At 75.7% G+C, this 22790-nt stretch carries 28 protein-coding genes; 16 read left to right on the forward strand and 12 right to left on the reverse strand.

The window, feature by feature from the left end; all coding sequences use genetic code 11:
- Positions 1-46 precede the first annotated feature (46 nt).
- Positions 47-808, forward strand: coding sequence for an adenosylcobinamide-GDP ribazoletransferase (locus tag ACI79H_RS02560; RefSeq protein WP_456552800.1), 762 nt, complete (start codon positions 47-49; stop codon positions 806-808).
- 340 nt (positions 809-1148) lie between these two features.
- Here ACI79H_RS02560 and ACI79H_RS02565 read toward each other — a convergent pair whose 3' ends face one another.
- Positions 1149-1478 carry a tetratricopeptide repeat protein gene (locus ACI79H_RS02565; protein WP_456552801.1) on the reverse strand — a complete coding sequence of 110 codons (330 nt, stop codon included), beginning with the start codon at positions 1476-1478 and terminating at the stop codon, positions 1149-1151.
- Positions 1479-1601: 123 nt separating this feature from the next.
- Here ACI79H_RS02565 and ACI79H_RS02570 point away from each other — a divergent pair, with 123 nt between their 5' ends.
- Positions 1602-2300 (forward strand): DUF4383 domain-containing protein, encoded by a 699-nt coding sequence (locus tag ACI79H_RS02570; protein ID WP_456552802.1) that lies wholly within the window; start codon positions 1602-1604, stop codon positions 2298-2300.
- A gap of 9 nt (positions 2301-2309) precedes the next feature.
- Here ACI79H_RS02570 and ACI79H_RS02575 read toward each other — a convergent pair whose 3' ends face one another.
- The 4 genes from ACI79H_RS02575 to def form a co-directional block, all read right to left on the reverse strand.
- On the reverse strand, positions 2310-3488 hold the full coding sequence (locus tag ACI79H_RS02575) for a glucose-1-phosphate adenylyltransferase family protein (RefSeq protein ID WP_456552803.1): 1179 nt from the start codon (positions 3486-3488) through the stop codon (positions 2310-2312).
- 44 nt (positions 3489-3532) lie between these two features.
- Positions 3533-4150: a flavodoxin family protein gene (locus tag ACI79H_RS02580; RefSeq protein WP_456552804.1), complete on the reverse strand. Its 618-nt coding sequence runs from the start codon at positions 4148-4150 to the stop codon at positions 3533-3535.
- Between the two features lie 38 nt (positions 4151-4188).
- Positions 4189-4689 carry an FBP domain-containing protein gene (locus ACI79H_RS02585; protein ID WP_456552805.1) on the reverse strand — a complete coding sequence of 167 codons (501 nt, stop codon included), beginning with the start codon at positions 4687-4689 and terminating at the stop codon, positions 4189-4191.
- Between the two features lie 82 nt (positions 4690-4771).
- Positions 4772-5329, reverse strand: coding sequence for a peptide deformylase (def, locus tag ACI79H_RS02590; RefSeq protein WP_456552806.1), 558 nt, complete (start codon positions 5327-5329; stop codon positions 4772-4774).
- A 180-nt stretch (positions 5330-5509) separates the two neighbouring features.
- Here def and ACI79H_RS02595 point away from each other — a divergent pair, with 180 nt between their 5' ends.
- Together ACI79H_RS02595 and ACI79H_RS02600 are read left to right on the forward strand one after the other, a co-directional pair.
- Positions 5510-5899, forward strand: a complete 390-nt coding sequence (locus ACI79H_RS02595; protein ID WP_456552807.1) for an ANTAR domain-containing protein — start codon at positions 5510-5512, stop codon at positions 5897-5899.
- Between the two features lie 114 nt (positions 5900-6013).
- Positions 6014-6670, forward strand: a complete 657-nt coding sequence (locus ACI79H_RS02600) for a lysophospholipid acyltransferase family protein (protein ID WP_456552808.1) — start codon at positions 6014-6016, stop codon at positions 6668-6670.
- A gap of 7 nt (positions 6671-6677) precedes the next feature.
- Here ACI79H_RS02600 and ACI79H_RS02605 read toward each other — a convergent pair whose 3' ends face one another.
- Positions 6678-7058, reverse strand: coding sequence for an acyl-CoA thioesterase (locus ACI79H_RS02605; RefSeq protein WP_456552809.1), 381 nt, complete (start codon positions 7056-7058; stop codon positions 6678-6680).
- Between the two features lie 40 nt (positions 7059-7098).
- On the opposite strand from ACI79H_RS02605, the gene ACI79H_RS02610 reads away from it, so the two are divergent.
- Together ACI79H_RS02610 and ACI79H_RS02615 are read left to right on the forward strand one after the other, a co-directional pair.
- The gene (locus ACI79H_RS02610) at positions 7099-7734 is read left to right on the forward strand and encodes an MSMEG_1061 family FMN-dependent PPOX-type flavoprotein (RefSeq protein WP_456552810.1); all 636 of its coding nucleotides are present in this window, start codon (positions 7099-7101) and stop codon (positions 7732-7734) included.
- A gap of 39 nt (positions 7735-7773) precedes the next feature.
- Positions 7774-8199: a VOC family protein gene (locus ACI79H_RS02615; protein ID WP_456552811.1), complete on the forward strand. Its 426-nt coding sequence runs from the start codon at positions 7774-7776 to the stop codon at positions 8197-8199.
- A gap of 5 nt (positions 8200-8204) precedes the next feature.
- On the opposite strand, the gene ACI79H_RS02620 is transcribed toward ACI79H_RS02615, so the two are convergent.
- Positions 8205-8402, reverse strand: a complete 198-nt coding sequence (locus ACI79H_RS02620) for a hypothetical protein (RefSeq protein WP_456552812.1) — start codon at positions 8400-8402, stop codon at positions 8205-8207.
- A gap of 163 nt (positions 8403-8565) precedes the next feature.
- On the opposite strand from ACI79H_RS02620, the gene ACI79H_RS02625 reads away from it, so the two are divergent.
- A complete protein-coding gene (locus ACI79H_RS02625) occupies positions 8566-9072 on the forward strand; it encodes a type II toxin-antitoxin system PemK/MazF family toxin (protein WP_456552813.1) in 507 nt (168 codons plus the stop codon).
- An 18-nt stretch (positions 9073-9090) separates the two neighbouring features.
- Here ACI79H_RS02625 and ACI79H_RS02630 read toward each other — a convergent pair whose 3' ends face one another.
- Positions 9091-9306: a hypothetical protein gene (locus ACI79H_RS02630; RefSeq protein ID WP_456552814.1), complete on the reverse strand. Its 216-nt coding sequence runs from the start codon at positions 9304-9306 to the stop codon at positions 9091-9093.
- Positions 9307-9556: 250 nt separating this feature from the next.
- Between ACI79H_RS02630 and cobT the strand changes: the two genes are divergently transcribed.
- Both cobT and cobA read left to right on the forward strand, forming a co-directional pair.
- On the forward strand, positions 9557-10600 hold the full coding sequence (gene cobT / locus ACI79H_RS02635; RefSeq protein WP_456553104.1) for a nicotinate-nucleotide--dimethylbenzimidazole phosphoribosyltransferase: 1044 nt from the start codon (positions 9557-9559) through the stop codon (positions 10598-10600).
- Entirely contained in the window at positions 10600-11856 is a 1257-nt protein-coding gene (cobA, locus tag ACI79H_RS02640) for a uroporphyrinogen-III C-methyltransferase (RefSeq protein WP_456552815.1), read from the forward strand. Before cobT ends, cobA begins: the two co-directional genes overlap by 1 nt.
- Before the next feature lies 1 nt (position 11857).
- Here cobA and ACI79H_RS02645 read toward each other — a convergent pair whose 3' ends face one another.
- The 3 genes from ACI79H_RS02645 to ACI79H_RS02655 form a co-directional block, all read right to left on the reverse strand.
- On the reverse strand, positions 11858-12484 hold the full coding sequence (locus ACI79H_RS02645; RefSeq protein ID WP_456552816.1) for a class F sortase: 627 nt from the start codon (positions 12482-12484) through the stop codon (positions 11858-11860).
- A complete protein-coding gene (locus ACI79H_RS02650) occupies positions 12471-13418 on the reverse strand; it encodes a hypothetical protein (protein WP_456552817.1) in 948 nt (315 codons plus the stop codon). The genes ACI79H_RS02645 and ACI79H_RS02650 overlap by 14 nt, the downstream gene beginning before the upstream one ends.
- 146 nt (positions 13419-13564) lie before the next feature.
- Complete coding sequence (locus ACI79H_RS02655; RefSeq protein ID WP_456552818.1) at positions 13565-14704, reverse strand: PucR family transcriptional regulator; 1140 nt, start codon at positions 14702-14704, stop codon at positions 13565-13567.
- Between the two features lie 74 nt (positions 14705-14778).
- Between ACI79H_RS02655 and ACI79H_RS02660 the strand changes: the two genes are divergently transcribed.
- The 7 genes from ACI79H_RS02660 to ACI79H_RS02690 all read left to right on the forward strand — a co-directional run bounded on the left by ACI79H_RS02660 (position 14779) and on the right by ACI79H_RS02690 (position 21592).
- Positions 14779-16080 carry an alkyl sulfatase dimerization domain-containing protein gene (locus ACI79H_RS02660; protein WP_456552819.1) on the forward strand — a complete coding sequence of 434 codons (1302 nt, stop codon included), beginning with the start codon at positions 14779-14781 and terminating at the stop codon, positions 16078-16080.
- Positions 16080-16439, forward strand: a complete 360-nt coding sequence (locus ACI79H_RS02665; protein WP_456552820.1) for a YidH family protein — start codon at positions 16080-16082, stop codon at positions 16437-16439. Before ACI79H_RS02660 ends, ACI79H_RS02665 begins: the two co-directional genes overlap by 1 nt.
- Positions 16439-16777, forward strand: a complete 339-nt coding sequence (locus tag ACI79H_RS02670; RefSeq protein WP_456552821.1) for a DUF202 domain-containing protein — start codon at positions 16439-16441, stop codon at positions 16775-16777. Before ACI79H_RS02665 ends, ACI79H_RS02670 begins: the two co-directional genes overlap by 1 nt.
- Before the next feature lie 32 nt (positions 16778-16809).
- Positions 16810-17973 carry an acyl-CoA dehydrogenase family protein gene (locus ACI79H_RS02675; protein WP_456552822.1) on the forward strand — a complete coding sequence of 388 codons (1164 nt, stop codon included), beginning with the start codon at positions 16810-16812 and terminating at the stop codon, positions 17971-17973.
- 128 nt (positions 17974-18101) lie between these two features.
- Positions 18102-20054: an acetate--CoA ligase gene (gene acs, locus ACI79H_RS02680; RefSeq protein ID WP_456552823.1), complete on the forward strand. Its 1953-nt coding sequence runs from the start codon at positions 18102-18104 to the stop codon at positions 20052-20054.
- Between the two features lie 103 nt (positions 20055-20157).
- Positions 20158-20658, forward strand: coding sequence for a phage holin family protein (locus ACI79H_RS02685; RefSeq protein ID WP_456552824.1), 501 nt, complete (start codon positions 20158-20160; stop codon positions 20656-20658).
- Between the two features lie 7 nt (positions 20659-20665).
- The gene (locus tag ACI79H_RS02690) at positions 20666-21592 is read left to right on the forward strand and encodes an alpha/beta fold hydrolase (protein ID WP_456552825.1); all 927 of its coding nucleotides are present in this window, start codon (positions 20666-20668) and stop codon (positions 21590-21592) included.
- Between the two features lie 16 nt (positions 21593-21608).
- Here ACI79H_RS02690 and ACI79H_RS02695 read toward each other — a convergent pair whose 3' ends face one another.
- On the reverse strand, positions 21609-22790 hold the full coding sequence (locus ACI79H_RS02695) for a MarP family serine protease (RefSeq protein WP_456552826.1): 1182 nt from the start codon (positions 22788-22790) through the stop codon (positions 21609-21611).

Raw genomic sequence — 22790 nt, forward strand, 5'->3', positions numbered from 1 at the left:
GCGCTCGCGCCGGGGACCCGGCGACGCCGGCGCACCGCTCCACACGATGAGGCTCACCGGCCCCTGGGAGTCGGTCGCCCTGCTCACCGCCCTGCCGGTCCCGGCACGGGCGGCGACCTCCACGCGCGGGGTGCTGCCGTGGGCGCCGCTGGTGGGCGTGCTGCTCGGCGGGATCGCGGTCGCCGTCGGCGGAACCGGCACCCACCTGGTCTCGCCGCTCACCGGTGCGGTGCTGGCCGTCGCCGCGCTCGCCCTGCTCACCCGCGGGCTGCACCTGGACGGGCTGGCCGACACCGCCGACGGCCTCGGCCCGCTGCGCGGCCGCGAGCGGGCGCTCCAGGTCATGCACCAGAGCGACGTCGGGCCGTTCGGCGTGGTCACGCTGGTGCTCACCCTGCTGCTGCAGGTGGCCTGCCTGGCGGCACTCCTCCCGCGTGACGGCGGCTGGCTCGCGCTCTGGGCCGCGGTCGCCGGCGCGCGGCTGGTCATGGCCCGCTCCGGGCTGCCGAACGTGGCGGTCGCCGAAGGCTCCTCGTTGGGGCGCACCGTGGCGGGAACCGTCTCCGCCGGGTGGCTCGCCGGTTCCGCGGTGCTCGTGCTCCTGCTCGCGGCCGGTGCGGCGGCCGCCGTGGTGGACCCGCGTCACGCCGGGGTGCTGGGTGCCGCCCTCGTCGCCGGCGCGCTCGCGGCGGAGCTCCTGCACCGCCGGGCCACTCGGCGGATCGGCGGCACCACCGGCGACGTCATGGGCGCCATGGCGGAGGTGGCGACGGCGGCGACCCTGCTGGTCGCCGCCGCCACCTGGTAGCCGGGCCGACCCGGTCGGGCGAGGTCAGCGGCGGCGCAGCAGCCCGCCCACCAGCGACCCGAGGCCGCCGGTGGTGGCGGGCGCGGCCGCCCGGCCACGGCCCATCCGGCGGCCACCCACGGCCGACCGCGTCGACGGCCGGCCCGTCCCGCGCGCCGGTCGAGCGACGCGTCCGCTCCGGGCCGCGCCGCGTGCGGCGCCTTCAGCAGTTCCCATCAGTCGTCCGAGGATGCTCATGGCTGCTGGGTGCCCCGTCGACCGCGGTCCGACCCGTCCTCGGGGGCGGCCGACGGCGTGGCGTCACGCGCTGTCGAGGGGCGTGGACCAACCACCGGTCGGCTCAGCGGGCACCCAGTGCGTCGGCCATCCGGTGGTGCGGAGCCGCCTCGTCGTGCCGGCTCTGCCGCTCCAGCGTGCGGGCCAGGGCCCGGCGGGCCCAGCCGTTCGCCGGCGCCAGCGCGACCAGGCGGGTCAGCGCGCCCTCCGCGCGGGCGAGCTGGGCGGAGCCGAAGTAGGCCCGCGCGAGCGCCTCCAGCGCGGCCTCGTTCTCGGGCTCGGCCGCGACGACCGGCTCGAGGATGCGGGCAGCCTCGTCGGGGCGGCCCATCGCCAGGTGCAGGTCCGCGCGCAGGAACTCGGAGTGCAGGTCGATCTCGAACGGCTGGCTCACGGTCCGACCAACGCGGGGCCCCCGCGCCCTCTTCCCCGCGACGGGCCGGACCGCCGCCCGCGCATCCGCGCCGCCATGACCGGGCGAAGAGGGTGCATCCGCCTCCCGACCGAGGAGCCCGCCATGCAGCTTCGCCCCCTCCCCTCCCGTGGAACGACCGGCGGCGGCCGGCCGGCGCGGGCCATCGACGAGCACGGCCGCAGCTACGACCCGCGCGTCTTCGCCGTCCAGCGCGTCGGCGCGCTCGCCGTCGCCGCGGTGATCCTGGTCTTCGGCCTGCTCGGCTTCGCCGGTGGCCTGGACTTCTTCTCCACCGACGGCGAACCGATCCTGGGCATGTCGTCCAACGGTCTGCTCTCGACGGTCTCGGTGGTCACCGCCGCCGTCCTCGTGCTCGCCGCGCTGCGCAGCCCGCGGACGGCCTCGACGCTGATGATGGTCGTCGGGGTGCTGTTCCTCGTCGCCGGCCTGGCCAGCCTGGCGGTGCTGCGGACCGACGCCAACCTGCTCGCCTTCGAGATCGAGAACGTGGTGTTCTCCGAGGTGACCGGTCTGGTGCTGCTGCTCCTGGGCGCCTACGGCCGGGTCAGCGGCAACCTCCCGCCCGACAGCCCCTACGCCCGGCCCCGGACCGACGACGACGGCGGACCGGAATCGGTCCCCTCGACGCCGGCCGAGTTCGCCGCCGAGCGAGCCATGCGCGAGGCCGAGATCGCCGTGGTCAACCACGTCGCGACCGACGACCAGCGACGCCGCGTGGAGGCCATGGCCCGGGTGCACACGCGTGGCGAGCGGCGCCGGGTGTGGATGAGCTTCGACTGAGCCGCCGGCTCAGCCGTCCTCGGGCTCGGGGAAGCGGGCACCGGCCGGGAGCCGGGCACCCGCCTCCACGACCGAGCGGTGCCCGACCAGCGCGATCTCGCCCTCCCCCCCGACGGTGGCCCGCTCGCCGATCTCGACCCCGTCGTCGAGCACCGACCGGGTCACCGTCGCCCCCGCCCGCACCCGGACGCCGGGCAGCAGGACGGAGTCCACGACCGTCGCCCCGCGCTCGACGACCACGCCGGGGGACAGCACCGACCCGCGCACCTCCCCGGCCACCCGGGTGCCGCCGGAGACCAGGCTGTCCTCCACCACGGCGCCGCGCAGGAGCCGCGCGGCGCTGTGCCTCCCGCCCCGGGTGCGGATCGCCCAGGATGGGTCGTCGAGGTCCAGCGGCGGCTCCTCCTGGATGAACTCGCGGTGCGCCTCCCAGTAGGCCGGGACGGTGCCGACGTCGCGCCAGTAGCCGTCCAGCGGGAAGGCGCGGGCCAGCCCGTCGGCGGTCTGCGCGGGGAGGAGCTGCGTGCCGAGGTCCTCGAGCCCCTCCTCCCCCGCGTCCCGGGCGAGGGCCTCGAGCCGGTCGAGCGTCTCGGTGGGCGAGAAGACGAAGACCTCGTTGGTCGCCGTCGTCGTCGCCGGCTTGTCGGGCTTGTAGGCGTACCCGGTCACCCGACCGCCGTCGACCTCGACGATGCCGTAGCGCGGGGCGTCGTCGGCGGTCACCTCGGTGGTCACCATCGTCACCTCGGCCCCCGAGCCGAGGTGGGCGTCGGCGACCTCCCGGTAGTCCAGCTTGTAGACGGCGTCGGAGCTGGCGACGACGAGCGCGTCAGGGGCGAACGCGCGGATCAGCTCGGCCTGGCGCCACAGCGAGTCGGCGGTGCCGGTGTGCCAGCCCCCGCGGTCGGTGCCCTGGAAGGGCGGCAGCGTCAGCAGCCCGCCGGTGGTGCGGTCGAGGTCCCACGGGCGGCCGTTGGCCAGGTGGTCCGAGATCGACGTCGGGTGGAACTGGATGTTCACCCAGACGTCCGCGATGCCGGAGTGCAGGCAGTTGCTGAGCGGGAAGTCGATCAACCGGTAGACCCCGGCGAAGGGGACGGCCGGCTTGGCCCGCCGGTCGGTCAGCAGCTCCAGGCGGCCACCCGCGCCACCGGCCAGCACGAGCACGAGGATGCGGGGAAGCGCCATGGGCGGCCCCTACCCGCCGCGGCGCGGGCCACGCCTGCTCCGGCTCAGCGCCCCGGGTACGGGTTCGCCTTCAGCGCGCGGGCCAGGTGCGCGGCGTTCTCGGCGAGGGTGGCGGTGGTCGAGGCGACCGCCTCCGGCGTCTCGTCGAGGTCCTTGTAGTCGGTGCCGCCCATGGCCTGGTCGTTCCAGTAGGTGCCGCCCTGCGAGGGGATCGTGAAGCCGATGTCGTCCAGCCCCTGGAAGAGGTCGGCGATGATCTTGTGCGCACCGTCCTCGTTGCCGACGACGGCGGCGACCGCGACCTTGCCCGCGACCAGCGGGCGCCCGGAGTCGTCGGTCTCGGACAGCTCGCCGTCCAGCCGCTCGAGGACACGCTGCGCCACGCTGCTCATGTGACCGACCCAGGTCGGCGTCGACACGATGAGGATGTCGGCGGCCATCAGCTGCTCGCGGATGGCCGGCCAGGCGTCGCCCTCGCCCATGTCGATCTCGACGCCGGGCTTCACGTCGTGGTCCACGACGCGCACGACATCACCGGTCACCCCGTGCCTGCCCAGCTCCTCGAGGATCTGGCGCGCCATCAGGTCGCTGCTGGACGGTGCGGGAGACGCCTTGAGGCTGCAGACGAGCGCCAGTGCGCGGAGGGGCGTGGGATCGGTCATGCACGGTCAGATGCCCCGCAACCGACCTCGCTCACACATCAGCCCCGCACCGAGCCGAGGAAGCCCAGCGCGCGCCGGCGGAGCTCGGCGGCCCGCTCGACGACCACCTCGGCCGGATCGCGGTCGAGCAACCACGGCGGGATCTCCGTCCTGACCCGCTGCGCGCAGCCGAGGTCGGCGCACACGTAGGTGCCGACGGTGTTCCCGTTGCGGCCCGCGGCCCCGGTGCGCCGGGCCGTGAACAACGAGACGGCGTCGCCGGCCTGCGCGGTCTGGCAGAGCAGGCACATCGCCGTCGTGCGGGCCGACATGCGCGACTCCGCTGCGCGGAGCGCGATGCCCACCGGTGCGCCCCCGCCGTCGGCGTCCTCGACGACGAGGTAACCCCGCAGCGGCGCCTTGGGGTCCCGCCAGCCGAGCAGCTCGAGCCGGTGCCACTCCAGCGTGGCGAAGTCCTTCGGCAGCGCCAGCGCCCTGGCCTCCCCCTGGGAGCAGTTGACGAACGAGCGGCGGACCTGCGGCTCGGTGAGGGCGTGCACGATCGGTCTCCTCGCTGGTGGACGGCCGGCCCATCCTGCGCGACGGAGGCCGGCCGCTCACCCGCTTTTCCCGAGGACCGGCTCAGGCGGGGAGGTCACCGCCCGGACCGGCCGCCTCGGCGAGCAGCCGCTCGCGCTGCTCCTGCGGCAGGCGGTCGACGTAGACGGTGCCGTCGAGGTGGTCCACCTCGTGCTGCAGGCAGCGGGCGGCCATCCCGGTCGCCTCGATGCGCACCGGGTCGCCGTGCACGTCGACGCCGTCGACCCGGGCTCGGAAGGCACGCGGCAGCTCGGCGTAGGGGCCCGGCACCGACAGGCAGCCCTCCTCGGTGACCTCCTCGGCGGGCTCCCCCTCCTCCGGGTCGAGGATCGTCAGCTCCGGGTTGACCACGTACCCGACCACGTCCTCACCCGCCGCGTCCGGGCAGTCGATGACGAAGATGCGCGCGTCGACGCCGATCTGGTTGGCCGCCAGCCCGACGCCGTCGGCCGCCTCCATCGAGGCGAACATGTCCAGGACCAGGTGCCGCAGGTCGCGGTCGAACACCGTCACCGGGGCGCACGCGCGGTGCAGCACGGGGTTCGAGCCGTAGGTGACGATGGGCCGGGCGACGCCGTCGTAACGGCCGGGCAGACGCATGACGCCCGATCCTAGGGAGAACGCCGCGCCGTCCGTGCTGCGGAGTTCACCGCGCGGACGTACCGTCCTCGGCATCGGCGCGACCGGCCCTGCGCGGGCCGGTGGATCCGGGTGGTCCAAGCAGCGGCCACGCGGTCCTGCCGGGGCCCCCGGCACGCTCTCGCCCAGGAGCGAGCAGCCATGTCCACACCGACACCCGTCCTGCCCCGCCACCGCGCGCGGCCGCCCCGTCCACCCGTCTCCACGGCGGTGCCGCCGGGCGGCCCCGACCCCGGATCCACCGCCGACGCCGACCGCGCCGCCGCCCTGGAGGTCGAGGTGGCCCAGCTGCGGGCGGCCATGGCCAGCCGGGCCTGCATCGAGCAGGCCAAGGGCATCCTCATGCTGCTCACCGGCTGCACCGACCCCGTCGCGTTCGCCCTGCTCACCCACATCTCGGGGCACACCCACCGCAAGGTGCGCGACGTCGCGCTGGCGATCACCGCCTCCGCCTCCGGGGCGACGCCCCTCCCGCCCGACATCCGCGCCATCGTGCGCGACGCCTGCCCTCCTCCGGCGCCGCACGGCTGACCGCCCGGGGCGGGGAGCCTGCGCGGGGGCGACGGCGGCGTCGGGGAGGATGCGGACGCCGCACGTCGCCGTCGGTCCCGCCGCGGGCGGGGCGGGCCGAGGAGGGAGCACCCGGTGGTCTACGTCGTCGCCCGCCTCGTCATCCGCCCGCTGCTGTGGGTGCTGCTGCGCCCGCGGGTGACCGGCCGGGAGCACGTGCCGCTGACCGGCCCGGTCATCCTGGCCAGCAACCACCTGTCCTTCATCGACAGCATCCTCATCCCGACCGTGGCCCCGCGCCGGGTCGCCCTGCTGGCGAAGGCCGAGTACTTCACCGGCAGCGGGATCTCCGGCTGGTTCACCCGGGTGCTCTTCACCGCCCTGGGCGCGCACCCCGTCGAGCGGGAGACCCACCGCGCGGCACAGGCCGCCCTCGACACCGCCCTCGGCGTGCTGCAGCGCGGCGACGCCTTCGGCCTCTACCCGGAGGGCACGCGGTCGCGGGACGGCCGGCTGGCCCGCGGGAAGACCGGGGTCGCGTGGCTCGCGCTCACCGCGGACTGCCCCGTCGTCCCGGTCGCCGTCGCCGGCACCGACCGCGTCCAGCCCGTCGACGCCCGCTGGCCGCGGCCGCACCGCGTGCAGGTCACCTTCGGGGAGCCGCTGACCTTCCCGGAGCACCGCGGGATGGCCGGCAAGGGCCGCGCCCGCCGCGAGGTGACCGACCGGATCATGGAGGAGATCGCCGCCCTCTCCGGCCAGGAGAAGGCCGGGTGGGGCGCGGCGTCCTGAGCCCGCCTCAGGCGGCCAGGCGCGCGCGCAGGTCCTCCGGCCACTCCACCGGCGTGCCGCCGCTGAGGCAGACGTAGGTCGTCCGCACGGTGCAGCACAGCCGGTCGCCGACGCGGATCTCGAAGCGCACCGCCAGGCTCGTGCGGCCCAGCTCCTCCAGCTCCGCCGCGACGTCGACGGTCTCGCCGTGCCGCGCCGACGAGCGCCACTCCAGCGTGCTCGCGACGACGACGTACCCGTGGCCGGCGTAGGCGCTCCAGTCGACGCCCTGCGCCACCCACCACGGCGTCAGCGCCTCGTCGGCCCACACCAGGTAGTGGGCGTTGAAGACGATGCCCTGCATGTCGCACTCGACGAAGCGGACGGGAGCACTCCACACGTGGGACACGAGGCGGCACGGTATCGGCGCCGCCGGTTACGGTCGTCGCGTGGATGACCTCGCCGCCGCTCCGGACGTGACGCCCGCCGACCCCGACCGGGCGGTCGTCGCCGGGTACCGCACCCCGGGCGGGCTGGTCCTGGACAAGGTGATCGACCACCTCGACCCGCACTGCCGCGAGTTCATCGCGCACTCTCCCTTCGCCACCCTGGCCACCGCCGACCCGGAGGGCTGGCCGGAGATCTCCCCCCGCGGCGGCGACCGCGGCTTCGTGCACGTGCTCGACGAGCACCGGCTGGCGCTGCCCGACCGCCCCGGCAACAACCGGGTGGACAGCCTGCGCAACCTCGCGGTGAACCCGCGGGCGGCGCTGATGTTCTTCGTGCCGGGGGTCGACCAGACGCTGCGCGTCTACGGGACGACGTCGCTGGTCCGGCCCGAGGAGCTCGGCGTCGACCTCACCGAGTTCGGCCGCGCGCCGCTGTCGGTGCTGGTGATGCAGGTCCGCAAGGCGTTCTTCCAGTGCCCGAAGTCGGTCATGCGCTCCGGGCTGTGGGACCCCGAGCAGCGCGTGGCGCCGGGGACGCTGACGCCCTTCGGCCGGGTCATCAAGGACCACTGCGCGCTGGAGGCCGACCTCCCCGACGACGCGACGATCTGGGCGGACCTGCGCCAGGAGCTCTGACACCTGGGCGTGTCGGACCCCTGCCCTACGGTCCCGGGCATGGCATTCGACATCCAGGTCGTCGTCGACTCCACCGCGCCGCACGCGCTCGCCGACTGGTGGGCCGAGACGCTGGGCTGGCAGGTCGAACCGCAGGACGAGGCGTTCATCACCCGGATGGTGCAGTCGGGTGCCGCGAGCGAGGAGGACACGGTGCGCCACCGCGGCGCGCTGGTCTGGCGGCTCGGCGCGGCCATCACCTCCCCCGACCCCGGGCGGCCACGGGTCCTGTTCCAGCGGGTCCCGGAGGAGAAATCGGTCAAGAACCGGCTGCACCTGGACGTCCGCGTGGGGCCGGAGCGGCGCGAGGCGGAGATCGCCCGTCTGGTCTCCCGGGGCGCGAGCGAGCAGGCGCGGCACACCCAGGGGCCGATGCAGTGGGCCGTGCTCACCGACCCGCAGGGCAACGAGTTCTGCGTCGCCTGACGGTCTCAGGTAGTCGGCAGGTCCCGGGCCAGCCTGCGGTCGGCGACGGCGCGCTCGGCGAGCAGCCGGTTCCGCTGCCGGCGGCGCGTGCGGCCGCTGCTCCGGTAGCGCGCGTCCTCCACCAGCTGGAAGGCGGCCAGCACGCTCGCCTGCATCTCACCGACCCGGGGGGCGGCGGGGCGGACCGGCTCTGCCGACGTCATGGGGAACCCCTCTCTCCCGAGGCTCCACCGACGGACGCGCGTTCCGGCCGACCCCGTGCGGCAGGTCGTTCCCACCGATCGAGTTCCCTAACCACTGCGTGAGCGGCTGCTTCCCACGTGTCACACACGCCACACCCACCCCGCCCGCCGTAGCGTGCCGGGCATGGCAGCGCAGCGCGGGCTCCGATCAGCGGCCCGGACGGTCCTCGGTCTCCTGCGGCGCCCGGCACGACCGGTGGGCGCCCGGCGCGGGCGGACGCGCCCGACGGTCGGGACGGCCGGCGCCGGACCGGACGTCGAGTACCGGCCGCGGGACGACGGCGCCGCCGACCCCGGCGAGGTCGTGTGGGCCTGGGTGCCCTACGACGAGGGCGACGGCCGCGGCAAGGACCGCCCGGTCCTCGTCATCGGGCGGCGGGCCGGGGACCTCCTCGGCCTGCTGCTGAGCAGCCAGGACCACGACCGCGACGCCGCCGACGAGGCCCGCCACGGTCGGGTGTGGACCGACCTGGGCAGCGGCGCGTGGGACGTGCGCGGCCGGCCCAGCGAGGTGCGCCTGGACCGGCTGCTCCAGCTGCCGCCGGGAGCCGTCCGCCGCGAGGGGGCCGCACTGGACCGCGCGCGCTTCGACCGGGTCGTCGCCGAGGCCCGGCGCGTGCAGGGCTGGTGAGCCGGGCCCGGCCCGCCCCTACTCGGGGACGGCGTCGTCCGGCACGGGCTGCTGGGCGCGCGGGCGGACCGTGTAGATCCCCGCGCCACCGGCCAGCGTCTGCAGGTCGTAGCGGTGCACCACCTTGGGACCGCCGTGCAGGTGCACGTGGGTGACCGTCGGCAGGGGGTCGCCGTGGCAGGCCTTGCGGATCTCCACGCGGCCGTCCAGCGGACCGCCGACGTACAGCAGCACCGCGTCGTCGTCGGCCGGCTCGGCCCCGGTTGCAACGTCCTCGGACAGTTCAGCGCTCCCTCGCTCGTCCCGCGACCAGCCAGGGTAGGCGTGCGGCGCGGCTAGGGGCAGGTGCGCCCGACCGCCGGCCGGGCACGCGCCGCCGATCGGCTCCCGGCGGGTCTGCGATCCTGGACGCCGTCCCCGCGCCCGAGGAGTTCCGCTGAGCACCGACCCCAGCCCGTTCGCCGGCACCCTGCTCGGCGACACGATCGCCGCCGTCCGCCCGCGGGACGCGGCCGCCGAGCGCGCCGCCCGCGAGCGCCTGGACCGGATGACCAAGCCCCCGGGCTCGCTCGGCGTCCTGGAGGACGTCGCCGCACAGCTCGCCGGCATCGCCGGGGTCTGCCCCGCGCCGCTGCCCGAGCCGGCCACCGTCGCGGTCTTCGCCGGCGACCACGGGGTGCACGCCCAGGGCGTCACGCCGTGGCCGCAGGAGGTCACCGCGCAGATGGTGGCCAACTTCCTGGCCGGCGGCGCGGTGGTGAACGCCTTCGCGGCCGGGCTGGGTGCGCGGGTCGTCGTGGTGGACGTCGGCGTCGCCGTCCCGCTCGACGCCGCACCGTCGCTGCTGGACCGCAAGGTGCGGCCGGGCACCGCCGACCTCGCCGTCGGTCCGGCCATGACCCTCGACGAGGCGCGCCGCGGCATCGAGGCCGGCATCGAGGTGGCGACGACGCTGGCCGCCGACAGCGGCTGCCTGGTGACCGGCGACATGGGCATCGCCAACACCACCGCCTCGGCCGCTCTGGTGTGCGCCTTCACCGGCGCCACCCCGGCCATCGCGACCGGGCGAGGCACCGGCATCGACGACCCGACGCTGGCCCGGAAGGTCGAGGTCGTGAGCCGCGCGGTGTCCCGCGTGCCGGCGCGCCCGACGACGCCCGAGGCGGCGCTCGCGGTGCTCGCCGAGCTCGGCGGGCTGGAGCACGCGGGCCTGGCCGGCTTCGTGCTGGGCGCCGCGGCCGCCCGGGTGCCGGTGCTGCTGGACGGCGCCATCGCCGGGTCGGCCGCGCTCGTCGCCGCGGCGCTGTGCCCCACCGCGCTGGAGTTCGCCCTCGCCGGGCACACCTCGGTGGAGCCGGGCCACGCCGTCGCGCTGGAGGCGCTCGGCCTGCGCCCGCTGCTGGGGCTGGACCTGCGGCTCGGCGAGGGCACCGGCGCGCTGCTCGCCCTCCCGCTGGTCGCGAGCGCGGCACGGGCGCTGCGCGACGTCGCCACCTTCGACTCCGCCGGCGTCACCGAGAAGGGCTGATGGCCTCCCCCGTCGACCCGGCGACCGGCGTCGTCTACCCCGTCGGCCTGCGGCTCCTGGACCGGCAGGTGGTCGTGGTGGGCGGCGGGCAGGTCGCGCACCGCCGCGTGGCGGGTCTCCTGGAGGCGCGGGCGCAGGTGACCGTGGTCAGCCCCGAGGTCACGCCGGCGCTCGAGGCGCTGGTGGGCCCGGGGTCGGTCGCCTGGGTGCGGCGGCGGTACGAGCCCGGCGACCTCGCAGGCGCCTGGTACGCCGTGGCCGCCACCGACGACGCGGACGTCAACGCGGCGGTCGCCGCCGAGGCCGAGGCCGCCCGCATCTTCTGCGCGCGGGCCGACGACCGCGCCGCCTCCAGCGTCTGGACGCCGGCGACGGCGCGGCACGGGGACCTCGTCGTCGGCGTGCACGGCGGGGGCGATCCGCAGCGGGCGATCGCGGTGCGCGACGCCGTCGTCGAGGGGCTGACCGACGGCACCATCGCCGACCGCACGTCGCGGGCGTCGTCGGCCGGTCGCGCGGGGCTGGTCGTGCTGGTCGGTGGCGGGCCGGGCGACCCCGCGCTGATCACCGTGCGCGGGCGGCAGGCCGTGGCCCGGGCCGACGTCGTCGTCGCCGACCACCTGGCGCCGCTGGCGCTGCTGGCCTCGCTGCCCGCGGACGTCGAGGTGATCGACGCCTCCAAGCTGCCGCGCGGCCGGTCGATGGCGCAGGAGCAGATCAACGAGCTGCTGGTGCAGCGTGCGCTGGCCGGGAAGCGGGTCGTGCGGCTCAAGGGCGGGGACCCGTTCGTCTTCGGCCGCGGCATGGAGGAGGTCGAGGCCTGCGTGGCCGCCGGCGTGCCGGTCGAGGTCGTGCCGGGCGTGACGAGCGCGATCGCCGTGCCGGCGCTCGCCGGCATCCCGGTGACCCACCGCGGTCTCACCCACGAGTTCGTGGTCGTCTCCGGCCACCTGCCGCCGGGGCACCCGGACTCGCTGGTGGACTGGGCAGCGATCGGCCGGCTGCGCGGCACGGTGGTCGTGCTGATGGGGGTGGAGACCGCGCCCGCGATCGCCGCCGCCCTGGTGGAGCACGGCCGCGACCCGGCCACGCCGGTCGCCGTCGTGAGCGACGGGTCCACGCCGACGCAGCGCACCCTGCGGACGACGCTCGCGGAGCTGCCCGCCGCCCTGGCGACCGCCGACGTCCGGCCGCCGTCGGTCTGGGTCGTCGGCGACGTCGTCTCGCAGGCGCCCGGGGTGGACGCCGCCCGCTAGGTCAGCCGACGACGCCGGCGAAGACCACCGTGTTGTCCGTGCTGGTGCCCGCGTCCTCGACGAACTCGCCGCCGCAGGTCACCAGCGCGACGTCGGCGCCGGCCGGGTGCCCGTTGAGCGCCTCCGACAGCGCGGGGGTGGCCTTGTCCAGCCCGGTGACCGGCTCGCCGAGGACCTGCAGCCGCAGCACGGCCCCGTTCGCGTCCCGCAGGCTCACCTCGTCGCCGGGGCGCAGCGTGTGCAGCCGGTCGAACACCGCGCCGCCCTCGGCCTGCTGGTGGCCGAGGACGACCGCCATCTGACCCGAGCCGGGCAGCGGGCCGTCGGACCACCAGGACGTGGTGGCCATCGACTCAGGGACGCCGTAGCCGTCGACCTCCTGGCCGGTGAACGGGTTCTCGTAGCGAACCGTGCCGCGCGACTCCACGGTCGTGTCGACGTCGATCGCCGGGATGCTGAGCGAGGCGGGCCGGATGGCGCCGGTCGCGAGCAGGTCCCCGGCCGCCGCCCCGGGCGCCGGGGACGCGGCGCCCGCGTCCGGCCGCCCGGCGACGACGAGCAGCAGCCCGAGCCCGGCCGCCAGGACCACCAGGAACGCGGCGGCGGCGCGCAGGTCAGCCGCGCGCACGGCCCCGCATCCCGTACCCGGCGGCGCCGGCACCGGCCAGCAGGACGAGTCCGCCCGCCACGGCGGTCAGCGGCACCGAGGAGTCGTCGGCGCGGGCGGCGTCGGCACCGGTCGGTGCGTAGCCGAGGTAGGTGACCGGCTGGGCGACCGGCGCCGGGGTGTGCGGGGCGGGCCCGGGGGCCGGCGGCTCGGCGGGCGAGGTGACCGGCGCCGTCGGCTGCGGGGTCTCCTCGCCGCCGGTCGGGGGCGTGGGGACGCAGGCCTGCAGCGCCTCGCCGAGCGCCACGAGGCCCTGCACCAAGGTGGGCAGCTCGGGCGCCTCCTCGACCGGGGCCTCCTCCTCGGGGACCTCCTCCTCCGGAGTCCCCTCCGGCGCGCCGGGGAGCTCCGCCGGGAGGGCGCCCAGCAGCGGGTCGAGCGGCGTCGCGGGGGCCGGTGCCTCCTCCTCGGGCGCCGTCTCCGCGGCGGCGTCCCCGGGGGTGGCGGCCGCGGGGGCGGCGGGAGCCGCGCCGGCGAGCCCGCCCAGCAGCTGGTCCAGCAGGTCCTGCAGCACCGCCAGCTCGTCGGGCAGCGGCAGGCCCTCACCACCGCCGAGCAGCTCGAGCAGCTCGGCGAGCGCGTCGGCCAGCTCGAGGGGCAGCGCCACCAGGCCGGCGAGGACCAGGTCGATCGCGTCGGCGACGCCGTCCACGCAGTTCTCCGGCAGCATGGCCGCGTCGGCCAGCTGCTGGAACGCCGCCCGGACCCCCGGGGGCACCGTGAACGCCGGCAGTCCCGCACCCTCCGCGCCGGACGGCGCCGCCGCGGCGAGCTCGTCCAGGAAGGCGGTGATCTGGTCGACCGGGTCCGACGGTGCGGCGGCCGCGGTGCCGGGCACGGCGACCAGGGCGGCGGCCAGGCCGGCAGCGACGAGCGAGGAACGGCGCAGAGACAAGTGTGACCCCCGGTAACAAGTGAGTGAGCGCCCTCACTGTCCGAACGCCGACCCCACCTCGCTACCTGTGACCTGCGGTTCCACCTGTCGCCAGCGTGCGTCGTCACCCCACGTGCTCGGAACGAGACGGAACGTTCCCACACCGCCTAGCCCGGCACCCGCCGAACCACCAGGGCCGCGCCCAGCAGCTGGAGGCCCCGGGTCGTACGTGGGTCCAGCCCGGTCAGCGCGGCGACCCGGTTCAGGCGGTTGTCCACGGTGTTGGCGTGCACGCCCAGCGCCTGCGCGGTGCGCCGCCGGTCGAGGTCGGCGTCCAGGAAGGCGGCCAGCGTGCCGAGCAGCTCGACCCGGCCGGCGAGCGGGTCCAGGACCGCGGCGACCTCCACCGCGCTGTCGACCGGCTGACCGAGGTGGTACTCGAGCAGGACGTCGGCGAGCCGGTGCACCCCGGGCCGCCCGGCGACGGCGGCGACCCGGTCGGCCCGCCTGGCGGCCGCAGGCACCTCGGCCGGCGCAGCGGCCGACGCCACCCCGACGACCGGGCCGGCGTCGCCGGGGGGCAGCCGCCGCGCGAGGTCCCCGACGTCGACGTGCGGGGGCAGCAGGACGAAGCCGCCGGCGTCGTCGCGCAGGCTGAGCGCCCGGCCGTCGGCACGCGGGGCCACCTGGGCCAGCACCCGGCGCAGCGCCGTCCGCCCGGCCCCCGGGTCGCCCCCGGGCGCGGCCCGGACCCGGAGCACCAGGTAGCCGCTCTCCAGCGGCAGGCCGTAGCGGGCGGCGACCTCGTCGGGCCGCTCGCCGCGGACGAGCGCCCAGGTGAGCTCGCGGACGGCGACGTGCTGGTCGGCGGCCCCGGCGACGTAGGCCTCCGTCACCTGGGCGACAGCCGCACCCACCGCACGCATCTGCTCCCGGGTCAGCCGCTGCAGCGCTGCCTCCTCGCCCGGGCCGGCCGCCTCGGTCAGCGCGTCGACGACGACCTCGGCGCCGAGCGCGTAGGTCTGCACGAGCGCAGCGAGCGGCACGCCCTCCTCCGCCCGCTGCACCGCGCGCTGCCGGGACAGCCCGCCGCTGCCCCCGGGCAGCCCCTGCGCGTGCTGCAGGAAGGCCCGGATCGCCGCCCGCGCGGTGCCGGCGACCTCCACGTCCTGCACGTCCTGGGGCAGCTGGTCGAAGCCGGGCACCTCGGCGCGGATGCGGTCGACCACGCGCCGGGCCAGCCGGGGCACCTGCGGGACGAGCCGGGCGGCCAGCGCGGCGGCCTGCGCGTCGACCGCCTGTGACATCTCACAACGATAGCCCCGGATGGCTGGGGCCGGGCCTGTTGCCCGGAACCGGGCGGGCGGCCACGGTGGAGCACATGACGCGCTCCCTCACCGACTACGCCGACGAGGTCTGGAACGGCGCTGCCGACGACAACATCGCCCAGATCGGCTCGGGCGGCACCGGCGTCCTGGACGTCGCCGAGGGGGTGGGGTTCCACCCCGGCTTCGGCAACGTCATCACGTTCCAGGCCGGCGGCGAGCTGGTCCTCTTCGACAGCGGCAACCCGATGGGCGCCCCCGCGCTGCACGCCGCGGTCCGCCAGTGGAGCCAGGACCCGGTGAACACCGTCGTCTTCTCGCACGGCCACATCGACCACGTCTTCGGCGTGGGGCCGTTCGACGCCGAGGCCTCCCCCCGGCCGACCGTCGTCGCCCAGGAGCTCATCGGCGACCGGTTCGACCGCTACGTCCTCACCAACGGCTACAACGCCGTCATCAACCAGCGGCAGTTCCAGGCGCCCAACCTCACCTGGCCCACCGAGTACCGCCGGCCCGACGTCACCTACCGGGACGGCATGACGCTGACCCGCGGTGGGCTCACGATGGAGCTCTTCCACGTGCAGGGCGAGACCGACGACGCCACCGTCGGCTGGCTGCCCGAGCAGCGCATCCTGCTTCCCGGCGACATGTTCATCTGGGTCACGCCGAACTGCGGCAACCCGCAGAAGGTGCAGCGCTACCCGCGCGAGTGGGCCATCGCGATGCGCCGCATGGCCGCGCTCGGTGCGGAGACCATGCTGCCCTCGCACGGCGCCCCGATCTTCGGCGCCGACCGCATCCGCCAGGCGCTGACCGAGACGGCCGAGTGGCTGGAGAGCCTGGTCGAGCAGACGCTCGACGGCATGAACGCCGGGGCGCGCCTGGACGAGCTGGTGCACGCGGTGCAGCCCCCGGCGCACCTCGCCGACCGCCCCTACCTGCGGGCCCGGTACGACGAGCCGGAGTTCATCGTCCGCAACCTCTGGCGGCGCTACGCCGGCTGGTACGACGGCAACCCGGCCAACCTCAAGCCGGCTCCCGACGCGCAGTTCGCCGCTGCGGTGGCCGAGCTGGCCGGCGGCTCGACCGCCCTGGCCGACGCCGCCCGGCGCTACGCCGACGCCGGGGAGCTGCGCCTGGCGGGGCACTTCGCCGAGCTGGCCGTGCAGGCCGACCCCGGCGACGCGACCGCGCACGCGGCCCGGGCCGAGGTGTTCGACGCACGGTCCAAGGTCGAGGACTCGCTCATGGCGCGGGGCATCTTCACCTGGGCCGCGGCGGAGTCGCGCAAGGTCACCGAGGGGACCGGGCCCCAGGCGGGCCCTGCGGCGCGGCTGCTCGCTCCGCCGCGCGACTAGTGGGGCGCTGGCCGGCGAGCGTCTACCGCGAGGGGGTCGAGCCGGACCCGCGGTTCACCTTCGCCAACGAGCGGACCTTCCTCGCGTGGCTGCGCACCGCACTGGCCCTGGTCGTCGCGGGCGTGGCGGTGGACGTCCTCGCCGAGTCGAGCGACGTCGACGCGGACGGGTACCGGCCGCTGGCCGTCGCCCTGATCGTCCTCGGCCTGCTCGCCAGCGGGTCCGCCTTCTTCCGCTGGGCGGCCAACGAGCGGGCGATGCGGCGGCAGGAGCCGCTCCCCGCGCTCGGACTCGGTGTGGTGCTCACGGGGGGCATCGCCGTCGTCGCGGTCGGCCTCGTGCTCCTCATCCTGGTCTGATGGCCCGCCCACCTCGCCAGGCCCCGTGGGACCCGGGCCTGCAGGTCGAGCGCACCGCACTGGCCTGGCGCCGGACCGTGCTGTCCGGGTACGGCGCCGCACTCCTCATCGGCCGGCTCCTGCTGGACCGGTCGCCCGTGACGGCCATCGCGCTCGCCGCAGCCGCCACGGCCCTCGTGACCGTGATCGGGGTGCAGGCGGCGCGTCGGCACCGGGCGGCGGACGCCCGGGTCCGGCGGGACGAGGCCCTCCCGGACGCGCGGCTGTTCGTCGCGCTGAGCGCGCTGATCTTCCTGGTCGGGGTCATGGCCCTGGCCACGGTCGTGCTGCAGTCCTGACCCGCGGCCGCGCGACCTGGTAGGACGACGGGATGAGCAGCGACGCCGAGCTCCGGGACGAGGTCCGCGCCTGGCTCGCGGCGCACTGGGACCCGGCGGTCGACCGCAGGGCGTGGGCCGCGGCCGTCGTGGACGCCGGGTACGCCGCGCCGCGCTGGCCCCGCGATGCCTTCGGTGCCGGCCTCGACGACGCGCAGGCCGGCATCGTGGAGGCCGAGTTCGCCCGCGTGGGTGCGCCGGGCACCGGCCAGGACCGCACGAACCTGTGGGCCGGCACGCTGCTCGCCTTCGGCACCGAGGAGCTGCGCGCGCGGCTGCTGCGCCCGCTGCTGGAGAACCGGGTGCGGATGTGCCTGCTCTACAGCGAGCCCGGAGCCGGCTCCGACCTCGCCGGGGTGCGCACCACCGCGGCGCCCGACGGCGACGAGTACGTGGTGGACGGCCAGAAGGTGTGGACGTCGAACGCCGCCGGCGCGGACTTCGGGATGCTGCTCGCCCGCACCGACCCCGCGCTGCCCAAGCACCGGGGCCTGAGCTTCTTCTTCCTGCCGATGGACCAGCCCGGCGTGCAGGTCCGGCCGCTGCGGCAGATCACCGGCGAGGCGCACTTCAACGAGGTGTTCCTGACCGGCGCCCGGGTGCCGCGGGCGAACCTGCTCGGCGGACCGGGCCAGGGGTGGCGGGTGCTGCTGACCGCGCTGGCCTACGAGCGGGTCGCGCTCGGCCGGACCAACCTGGGGGCGATGACCCGGGCGAACGGGCGGGCGGAGACCGACCTGGTCGAGCTCGCGCGGCGGCACGGCCGGGACGGCGACGTGCTGCTGCGCCGGGACCTGGCCCGGCTGCACGCCCTGCGCTCGGTGAACCGCTGGACCAACCAGCGCGCGCAGGCGCAGGCCGAGCAGGGCGGTTCCTCGCCGCTGGCGTCGCTCGGCAAGCTGGCGATGTCGCGGATCGTGCACGAGACCGGCCGCGTGCAGTCGGCGATCGTCGGGCCGGAGGCGCTGCTGGAGGGGCCGGAGAACCCGGACGGCGACGACGCCAACTTCGCCTCGATGAACGCGTACTTCACCTCGATCGGCGGCGGGACCGACCAGATCCAGCGGAACATCATCGGCGAGCGGCTGCTCGGCCTCCCCCGCGAGCCGGAGGTCGACCGGGACGTCCCCTTCCAGGACGTGCGGCACTCCTCCTGAGCCCGGCGGCGCCGGCCCCCCGCTACCCGCCGGTACGGGGAGACAGCGCCCGCGGTTCCGCCCTACGGTGAGGCCGGACGCACATCGCGCCGCAGGCCAGGGCGGCGCCGGACACCGGAGGTAGGCGCATGAGCGACACCCAGGCACCGGTCGGGGGCCGCACCTTCCCCCCGCCCGAGGCGATCGCCGCCCGGGCCAACGTGGGCCCGGACGTCTACGAGCGGGCCGCGGCCGACCGGCTGGGGTTCTGGGCGGAGCAGGCGGGCCGGCTGTCCTGGGACCGGCAGTGGGACGAGGTGCTCGACTGGAGCAACCCGCCGTTCGCGAAGTGGTTCGTCGGCGGCCGGCTCAACGTCGCCTACAACTGCGTCGACCGGCACGTCGAGGCCGGGCACGGAGAACAGGTCGCCTACCACTGGGAGGGCGAGCCCGGTGACACCCGCACGATCACGTACGCCCAGCTCAAGAACGAGGTGAGCCGCGCGGCCAACGCGCTCACCGAGCTCGGCGTGCGGGCCGGCGACCGGGTCGCGATCTACCTGCCGATGATCCCCGAGGCGGTGATCTCGATGCTGGCCTGCGCCCGCATCGGCGCCGTCCACATGGTGGTCTTCGGCGGCTTCTCCGCCGACGCCCTGGCCAGCCGGCTCGACGACGCCGGCGCCGTCCTGGTCATCACCGCCGACGGTGGCTACCGCCGCGGCGCGCCCAGCGCCCTGAAGCCCGCCGTCGACGACGCCGTCGGCCGCTCCCCCGGCGTCCGCAACGTGCTGGTCGTCAAGCGGACCGGCGAGGACGTCGCGTGGACCGAGGGCCGCGACCTGTGGTGGGACGACGTCGTCGGGCGCCAGTCCCCCGAGCACGCCTGCGAGTTCTTCGACTCCGAGCACCCGCTCTACATCATGTACACGTCGGGGACGACGGCGAAGCCGAAGGGCATCCTGCACACCTCGGGCGGCTACCTGACCCAGGTCAGCTTCACGCACTGGGCGAGCTTCGACCTCAAGCCCGACGAGGACGTCTTCTGGACGGCGGCCGATGTCGGCTGGGTCACCGGCCACAGCTACATCGTCTACGGGCCGCTCTCCAACCGGGCGACGTCGGTGATGTACGAGGGCACCCCGGAGACGCCGCACCGCGGGCGCTGGTGGGAGATCGTGCAGAAGTACGGGGTCACGATCCTGTACACCGCGCCCACGGTCATCCGGACCTTCATGAAGTGGGGCGAGGACGTCCCCGCCGGCTTCGACCTCTCCACGCTGCGGGTGCTCGGCTCGGTCGGTGAGCCGATCAACCCCGAGGCGTGGCTCTGGTACCACTCGAACATCGGCGGCGGCCGCTGCCCGATCGTCGACACCTGGTGGCAGACCGAGACCGGCGGCCACATGATCAACCCGCTGCCGGGCGTGACCTCGCTGGTGCCCGGTTCGGCGCAGGTCCCCTTCCCCGGGATCTCCGCGAAGGTCGTCGACGACGAGGGCAACGAGCTCGCCGACGACTCGACCGGCCTGCTCGTCCTCACCGAGCCGTGGCCGTCGATGCTGCGCACCATCTGGGGCGACGACGACCGGTACGTCGACACCTACTGGTCGCGGTTCGGGAAGAACGTCTACTTCGCCGGCGACGGCGCGAAGAAGGACGCCGACGGCAACATCTGGCTGCTCGGCCGCGTCGACGACGTCATGAACGTGTCCGGGCACCGCATCTCCACGACCGAGGTGGAGTCCTCGCTGGTGGGGCACCCGACGGTCGCCGAGGCCGCCGTCGTCGGTGCCAGCGACCCGACCACCGGGCAGGGCATCGTCGCGTTCGTCATCCTGCGGGAGAGCGGCACCGACTCCGGCGACGAGCTGGTGCAGACCCTGCGCAACCACGTCGCCCGCGACATCGGCCCGATCGCCAAGCCGCGGCAGATCATGGTCGTCCAGGAGCTGCCGAAGACCCGCTCGGGCAAGATCATGCGCCGGCTGCTGCGCGACATCGCCGAGAACCGCGAGCTCGGCGACGTCACCACGCTCACCGACTCGTCGGTCATGAACCTGATCAAGGAGAAGCTGCCCGCCGCCCCCGCGGAGGACTGAACCGGCCTCCGGGGTACCCCGTCGGAGGACGTGAGGGCGCGCGCCGGTCCGCTGTGGGGCACGATTCCCCTGACCAGCTGCATCGATCGAAGGAGGAGCCCCCGTGGCCCACAGCGTGTCGCCGGCCCGCCGGGACTCGACGTCCGGAGCCGAGGAGCCCTCGGTCGGGACCCTCGTGCAGAGCGCGATGGCCGACATCTCCACCCTGGTCCGCAGCGAGATCGAGCTGGCCAAGGCCGAGGTCGGCCGGTCGGCGAAGAAGGCGGGCATCAGCGTCGGGCTGTTCGGCGCGGCCGGTGTGCTGGCCGCGTTCGCCGGCATCTACCTGTTCGTCACCATCGCCGAGGCGCTGACGGCGCTGGGTCTCCCCCGCTGGGTGTCCTACGGCATCGTCACGCTCTTCCTGCTGATCCTCGCCGGCATCTGCGCCCTCATCGGCAAGCGGATGATCTCCAAGATCGAGAAGCCGGAGCGCACCCTCGAGACGCTGTCGGACCTGCCCGACGTGCTGCACCGCGAGGCCCCGGGGCAGCGCCACCGCGCCGTCCCCGAGGTGAGCAACGGCAAGGTCGCGCTGCGCGGCAACGAGTCGTACAAGGTCTGAGCCGGCGGTGACCGTCCTCCCGGACGGGCAGCCGGACGCCACGAGCGTCCTGCTGCCCGGGCCGTGGACCCACCGCGACCTCTCGGCCAACGGCATCGGGCTGCACGCCGCCGAGGCCGGCGAGGGCCCGCTGGTGATCCTGCTGCACGGGTTCCCGCAGTTCTGGTGGACCTGGCGCGCGCAGCTCACCGGCCTGGCCGACGCGGGCTTCCGCGTCGTCGCGCCCGACCTGCGCGGCTACGGCGCCAGCGACAAGCCGCCGCGCGGCTACGACCTCCCCACCGCAGCGGCCGACGTCGCCGCGCTGGTCCGCGCCCTCGGCGAGCGCGACGCGGTGCTGGTGGGCCACGACTGGGGAGCCCTGGTCGCCTGGACGGCGGCCGCGCTGCACCCCCGCAGCGTCCGCCGCCTCGTCGTCCTGTCCATGGCCCACCCGCGGCAGCTGCGCGCCGGGATGACCGACGCCGCGCAGCGGCGGGCGTTCCGCTACTTCCTCGGCGCCCAGCTGCCGCGGCTCCCGGAGCGCCGGCTGACCCGGGACGACGACGACCCGGTGGCCGAGCTGCTCCGCAGCTGGTCGGGGCCGGAGTGGACGCGCACCGCGGACTTCGCCGAGTCCGTCGACCGCTACCGCGCCGCCGCCCGGATCCCGCAGGCCGCCTACGGCTCGATGGAGTACTTCCGCTGGGCCGGGCGGTCCCAGCTGCGCCCGGACGGCCTCCGCTTCGCCCGGCGCATGTCCGCCCCGATCTCCGCCCCGACGCTGCAGCTGCACGGCGGCGCGGACCCGTGCGTGCTGCCCGGCACCGCCCGCGGTTCCGGCCGTTACGTGGCCGGCGCCTACGAGTGGCGGGAACTGCCCGGCCTCGGCCACTTCCTCCCCGAGGAGGCCCCCGGCGAGGTCACCGCCGCGATCGCCGGCTGGGCGAGCTGACGCCGGCCGGCTCCCGTCATTCGCAGGGGCCGGTGCCGACCGGGGTGCGGGCGTTCTCGCCGGCCGTGGCGGCCGAGGCGACCTGCGGGCCGGTGAGCGCGTACCCGGTGTTCGGGTCGTCGATGGCCGAGGCGAACACGACGCCCAGGACGCTGCCGTCGGGGGCGAACAGCGGCCCGCCGGAGTTGCCGGCGCGGACGCTGCCGAACAGGGCGTAGACGTCGCGGACGACGGTGGTGCTGTTCCGGAAGTCCGGCCCGCTGATCTCACCCTGGTCGCGGATGCGGGCGGCCCCGACGAAGAAGTCCCCGCCGCCGGGGTAGCCCATGATGATCGCGTCGTCACCGGCCCCGGCGAGCGCCGGCGTGAAGTTCAGCGCGACCTGCGGCAGTCCGGGGACGGCGAGCACGGCGACGTCCACCGCCTCGTCGACGAACACCGGCGTCGCCTCGTACTCCTCGCCCTCCGCCTCGACCGTCGGCTCGCTGACCCCGGCGAGCACGTGCGCGTTGGTCATCACGCGCTCGGGCGCGTAGACGAACCCCGAGCCGTCGATCTGCCGCGAGCAGGACGGCGCGACGCCGCTGATCTTGACCACCGAGCCGCGCACCGACGCGACGACGGCGCTGCCCTCCAGCGCCGGGTCGGGCGCGGGGACGTCGCGGACCTGGGTCGGGGTGAGCGGGTCGAGGACGTCCGGCAGCCCGCGCCGGTCGATGGCCTGGCGCAGGTTGTCGTAGACCGACCGCACGCTGTTCGGGACGGTGCTGTCCACCGCCTGGACCAGCGCCGACTGGCGCACCTGCCCGGCGACCTGCGGGAACGGCGAGGTGGCCAGCGGCGAGGCGACCATCCAGGCCACCAGCAGGACGGCGGCGGCCGAGACGACGGCGCCGGCCACCGAGTCGAGCATCTTGGCCGGCTCCCACGTCACCTTGCGGCGCACCGCCCGGCCGATCGCGCCGGCCAGGATCTGGCCGAGCAGGGCGCCCGCGAGGACGACGACGAGCGCGGCGAACACCCGGGTCACGCTGGAGCCGTCGATCCGCTCGGCGACCGGGCCGGACAGCTGGGCCCCGAGCACCGCGCCGCCGAGGAAGCCGGCGATGGACGTGGCCGAGACCAGCAGGCCCTGGCGGAACCCGGAGAGGGCGAAGGCCAGCGCCAGCACGATCAGGACGACGTCCACCAGTGACAC

The organism is Blastococcus sp. SYSU D01042 (assembly GCF_054050515.1).

Coding starts and splice junctions, on each gene's coding strand:
- ACI79H_RS02580 (WP_456552804.1), bottom strand. CDS start 4,150: ATGACCGATCCCACGCCCCTCCGCGCACTGGCGCTCGTCTGCAGCCTC.
- ACI79H_RS02655 (WP_456552818.1), bottom strand. CDS start 14,704: ATGTCACAGGCGGTCGACGCGCAGGCCGCCGCGCTGGCCGCCCGGCTC.
- ACI79H_RS02670 (WP_456552821.1), top strand. CDS start 16,439: ATGGCCCGCCCACCTCGCCAGGCCCCGTGGGACCCGGGCCTGCAGGTC.
- ACI79H_RS02595 (WP_456552807.1), top strand. CDS start 5,510: ATGTCCACACCGACACCCGTCCTGCCCCGCCACCGCGCGCGGCCGCCC.
- ACI79H_RS02675 (WP_456552822.1), top strand. CDS start 16,810: ATGAGCAGCGACGCCGAGCTCCGGGACGAGGTCCGCGCCTGGCTCGCG.
- ACI79H_RS02660 (WP_456552819.1), top strand. CDS start 14,779: ATGACGCGCTCCCTCACCGACTACGCCGACGAGGTCTGGAACGGCGCT.
- def (WP_456552806.1), bottom strand. CDS start 5,329: ATGCGTCTGCCCGGCCGTTACGACGGCGTCGCCCGGCCCATCGTCACC.
- ACI79H_RS02620 (WP_456552812.1), bottom strand. CDS start 8,402: ATGACGTCGGCAGAGCCGGTCCGCCCCGCCGCCCCCCGGGTCGGTGAG.
- ACI79H_RS02560 (WP_456552800.1), top strand. CDS start 47: ATGAGGCTCACCGGCCCCTGGGAGTCGGTCGCCCTGCTCACCGCCCTG.
- ACI79H_RS02575 (WP_456552803.1), bottom strand. CDS start 3,488: ATGGCGCTTCCCCGCATCCTCGTGCTCGTGCTGGCCGGTGGCGCGGGT.
- ACI79H_RS02625 (WP_456552813.1), top strand. CDS start 8,566: ATGGCAGCGCAGCGCGGGCTCCGATCAGCGGCCCGGACGGTCCTCGGT.
- ACI79H_RS02570 (WP_456552802.1), top strand. CDS start 1,602: ATGCAGCTTCGCCCCCTCCCCTCCCGTGGAACGACCGGCGGCGGCCGG.
- acs (WP_456552823.1), top strand. CDS start 18,102: ATGAGCGACACCCAGGCACCGGTCGGGGGCCGCACCTTCCCCCCGCCC.
- ACI79H_RS02615 (WP_456552811.1), top strand. CDS start 7,774: ATGGCATTCGACATCCAGGTCGTCGTCGACTCCACCGCGCCGCACGCG.
- cobA (WP_456552815.1), top strand. CDS start 10,600: ATGGCCTCCCCCGTCGACCCGGCGACCGGCGTCGTCTACCCCGTCGGC.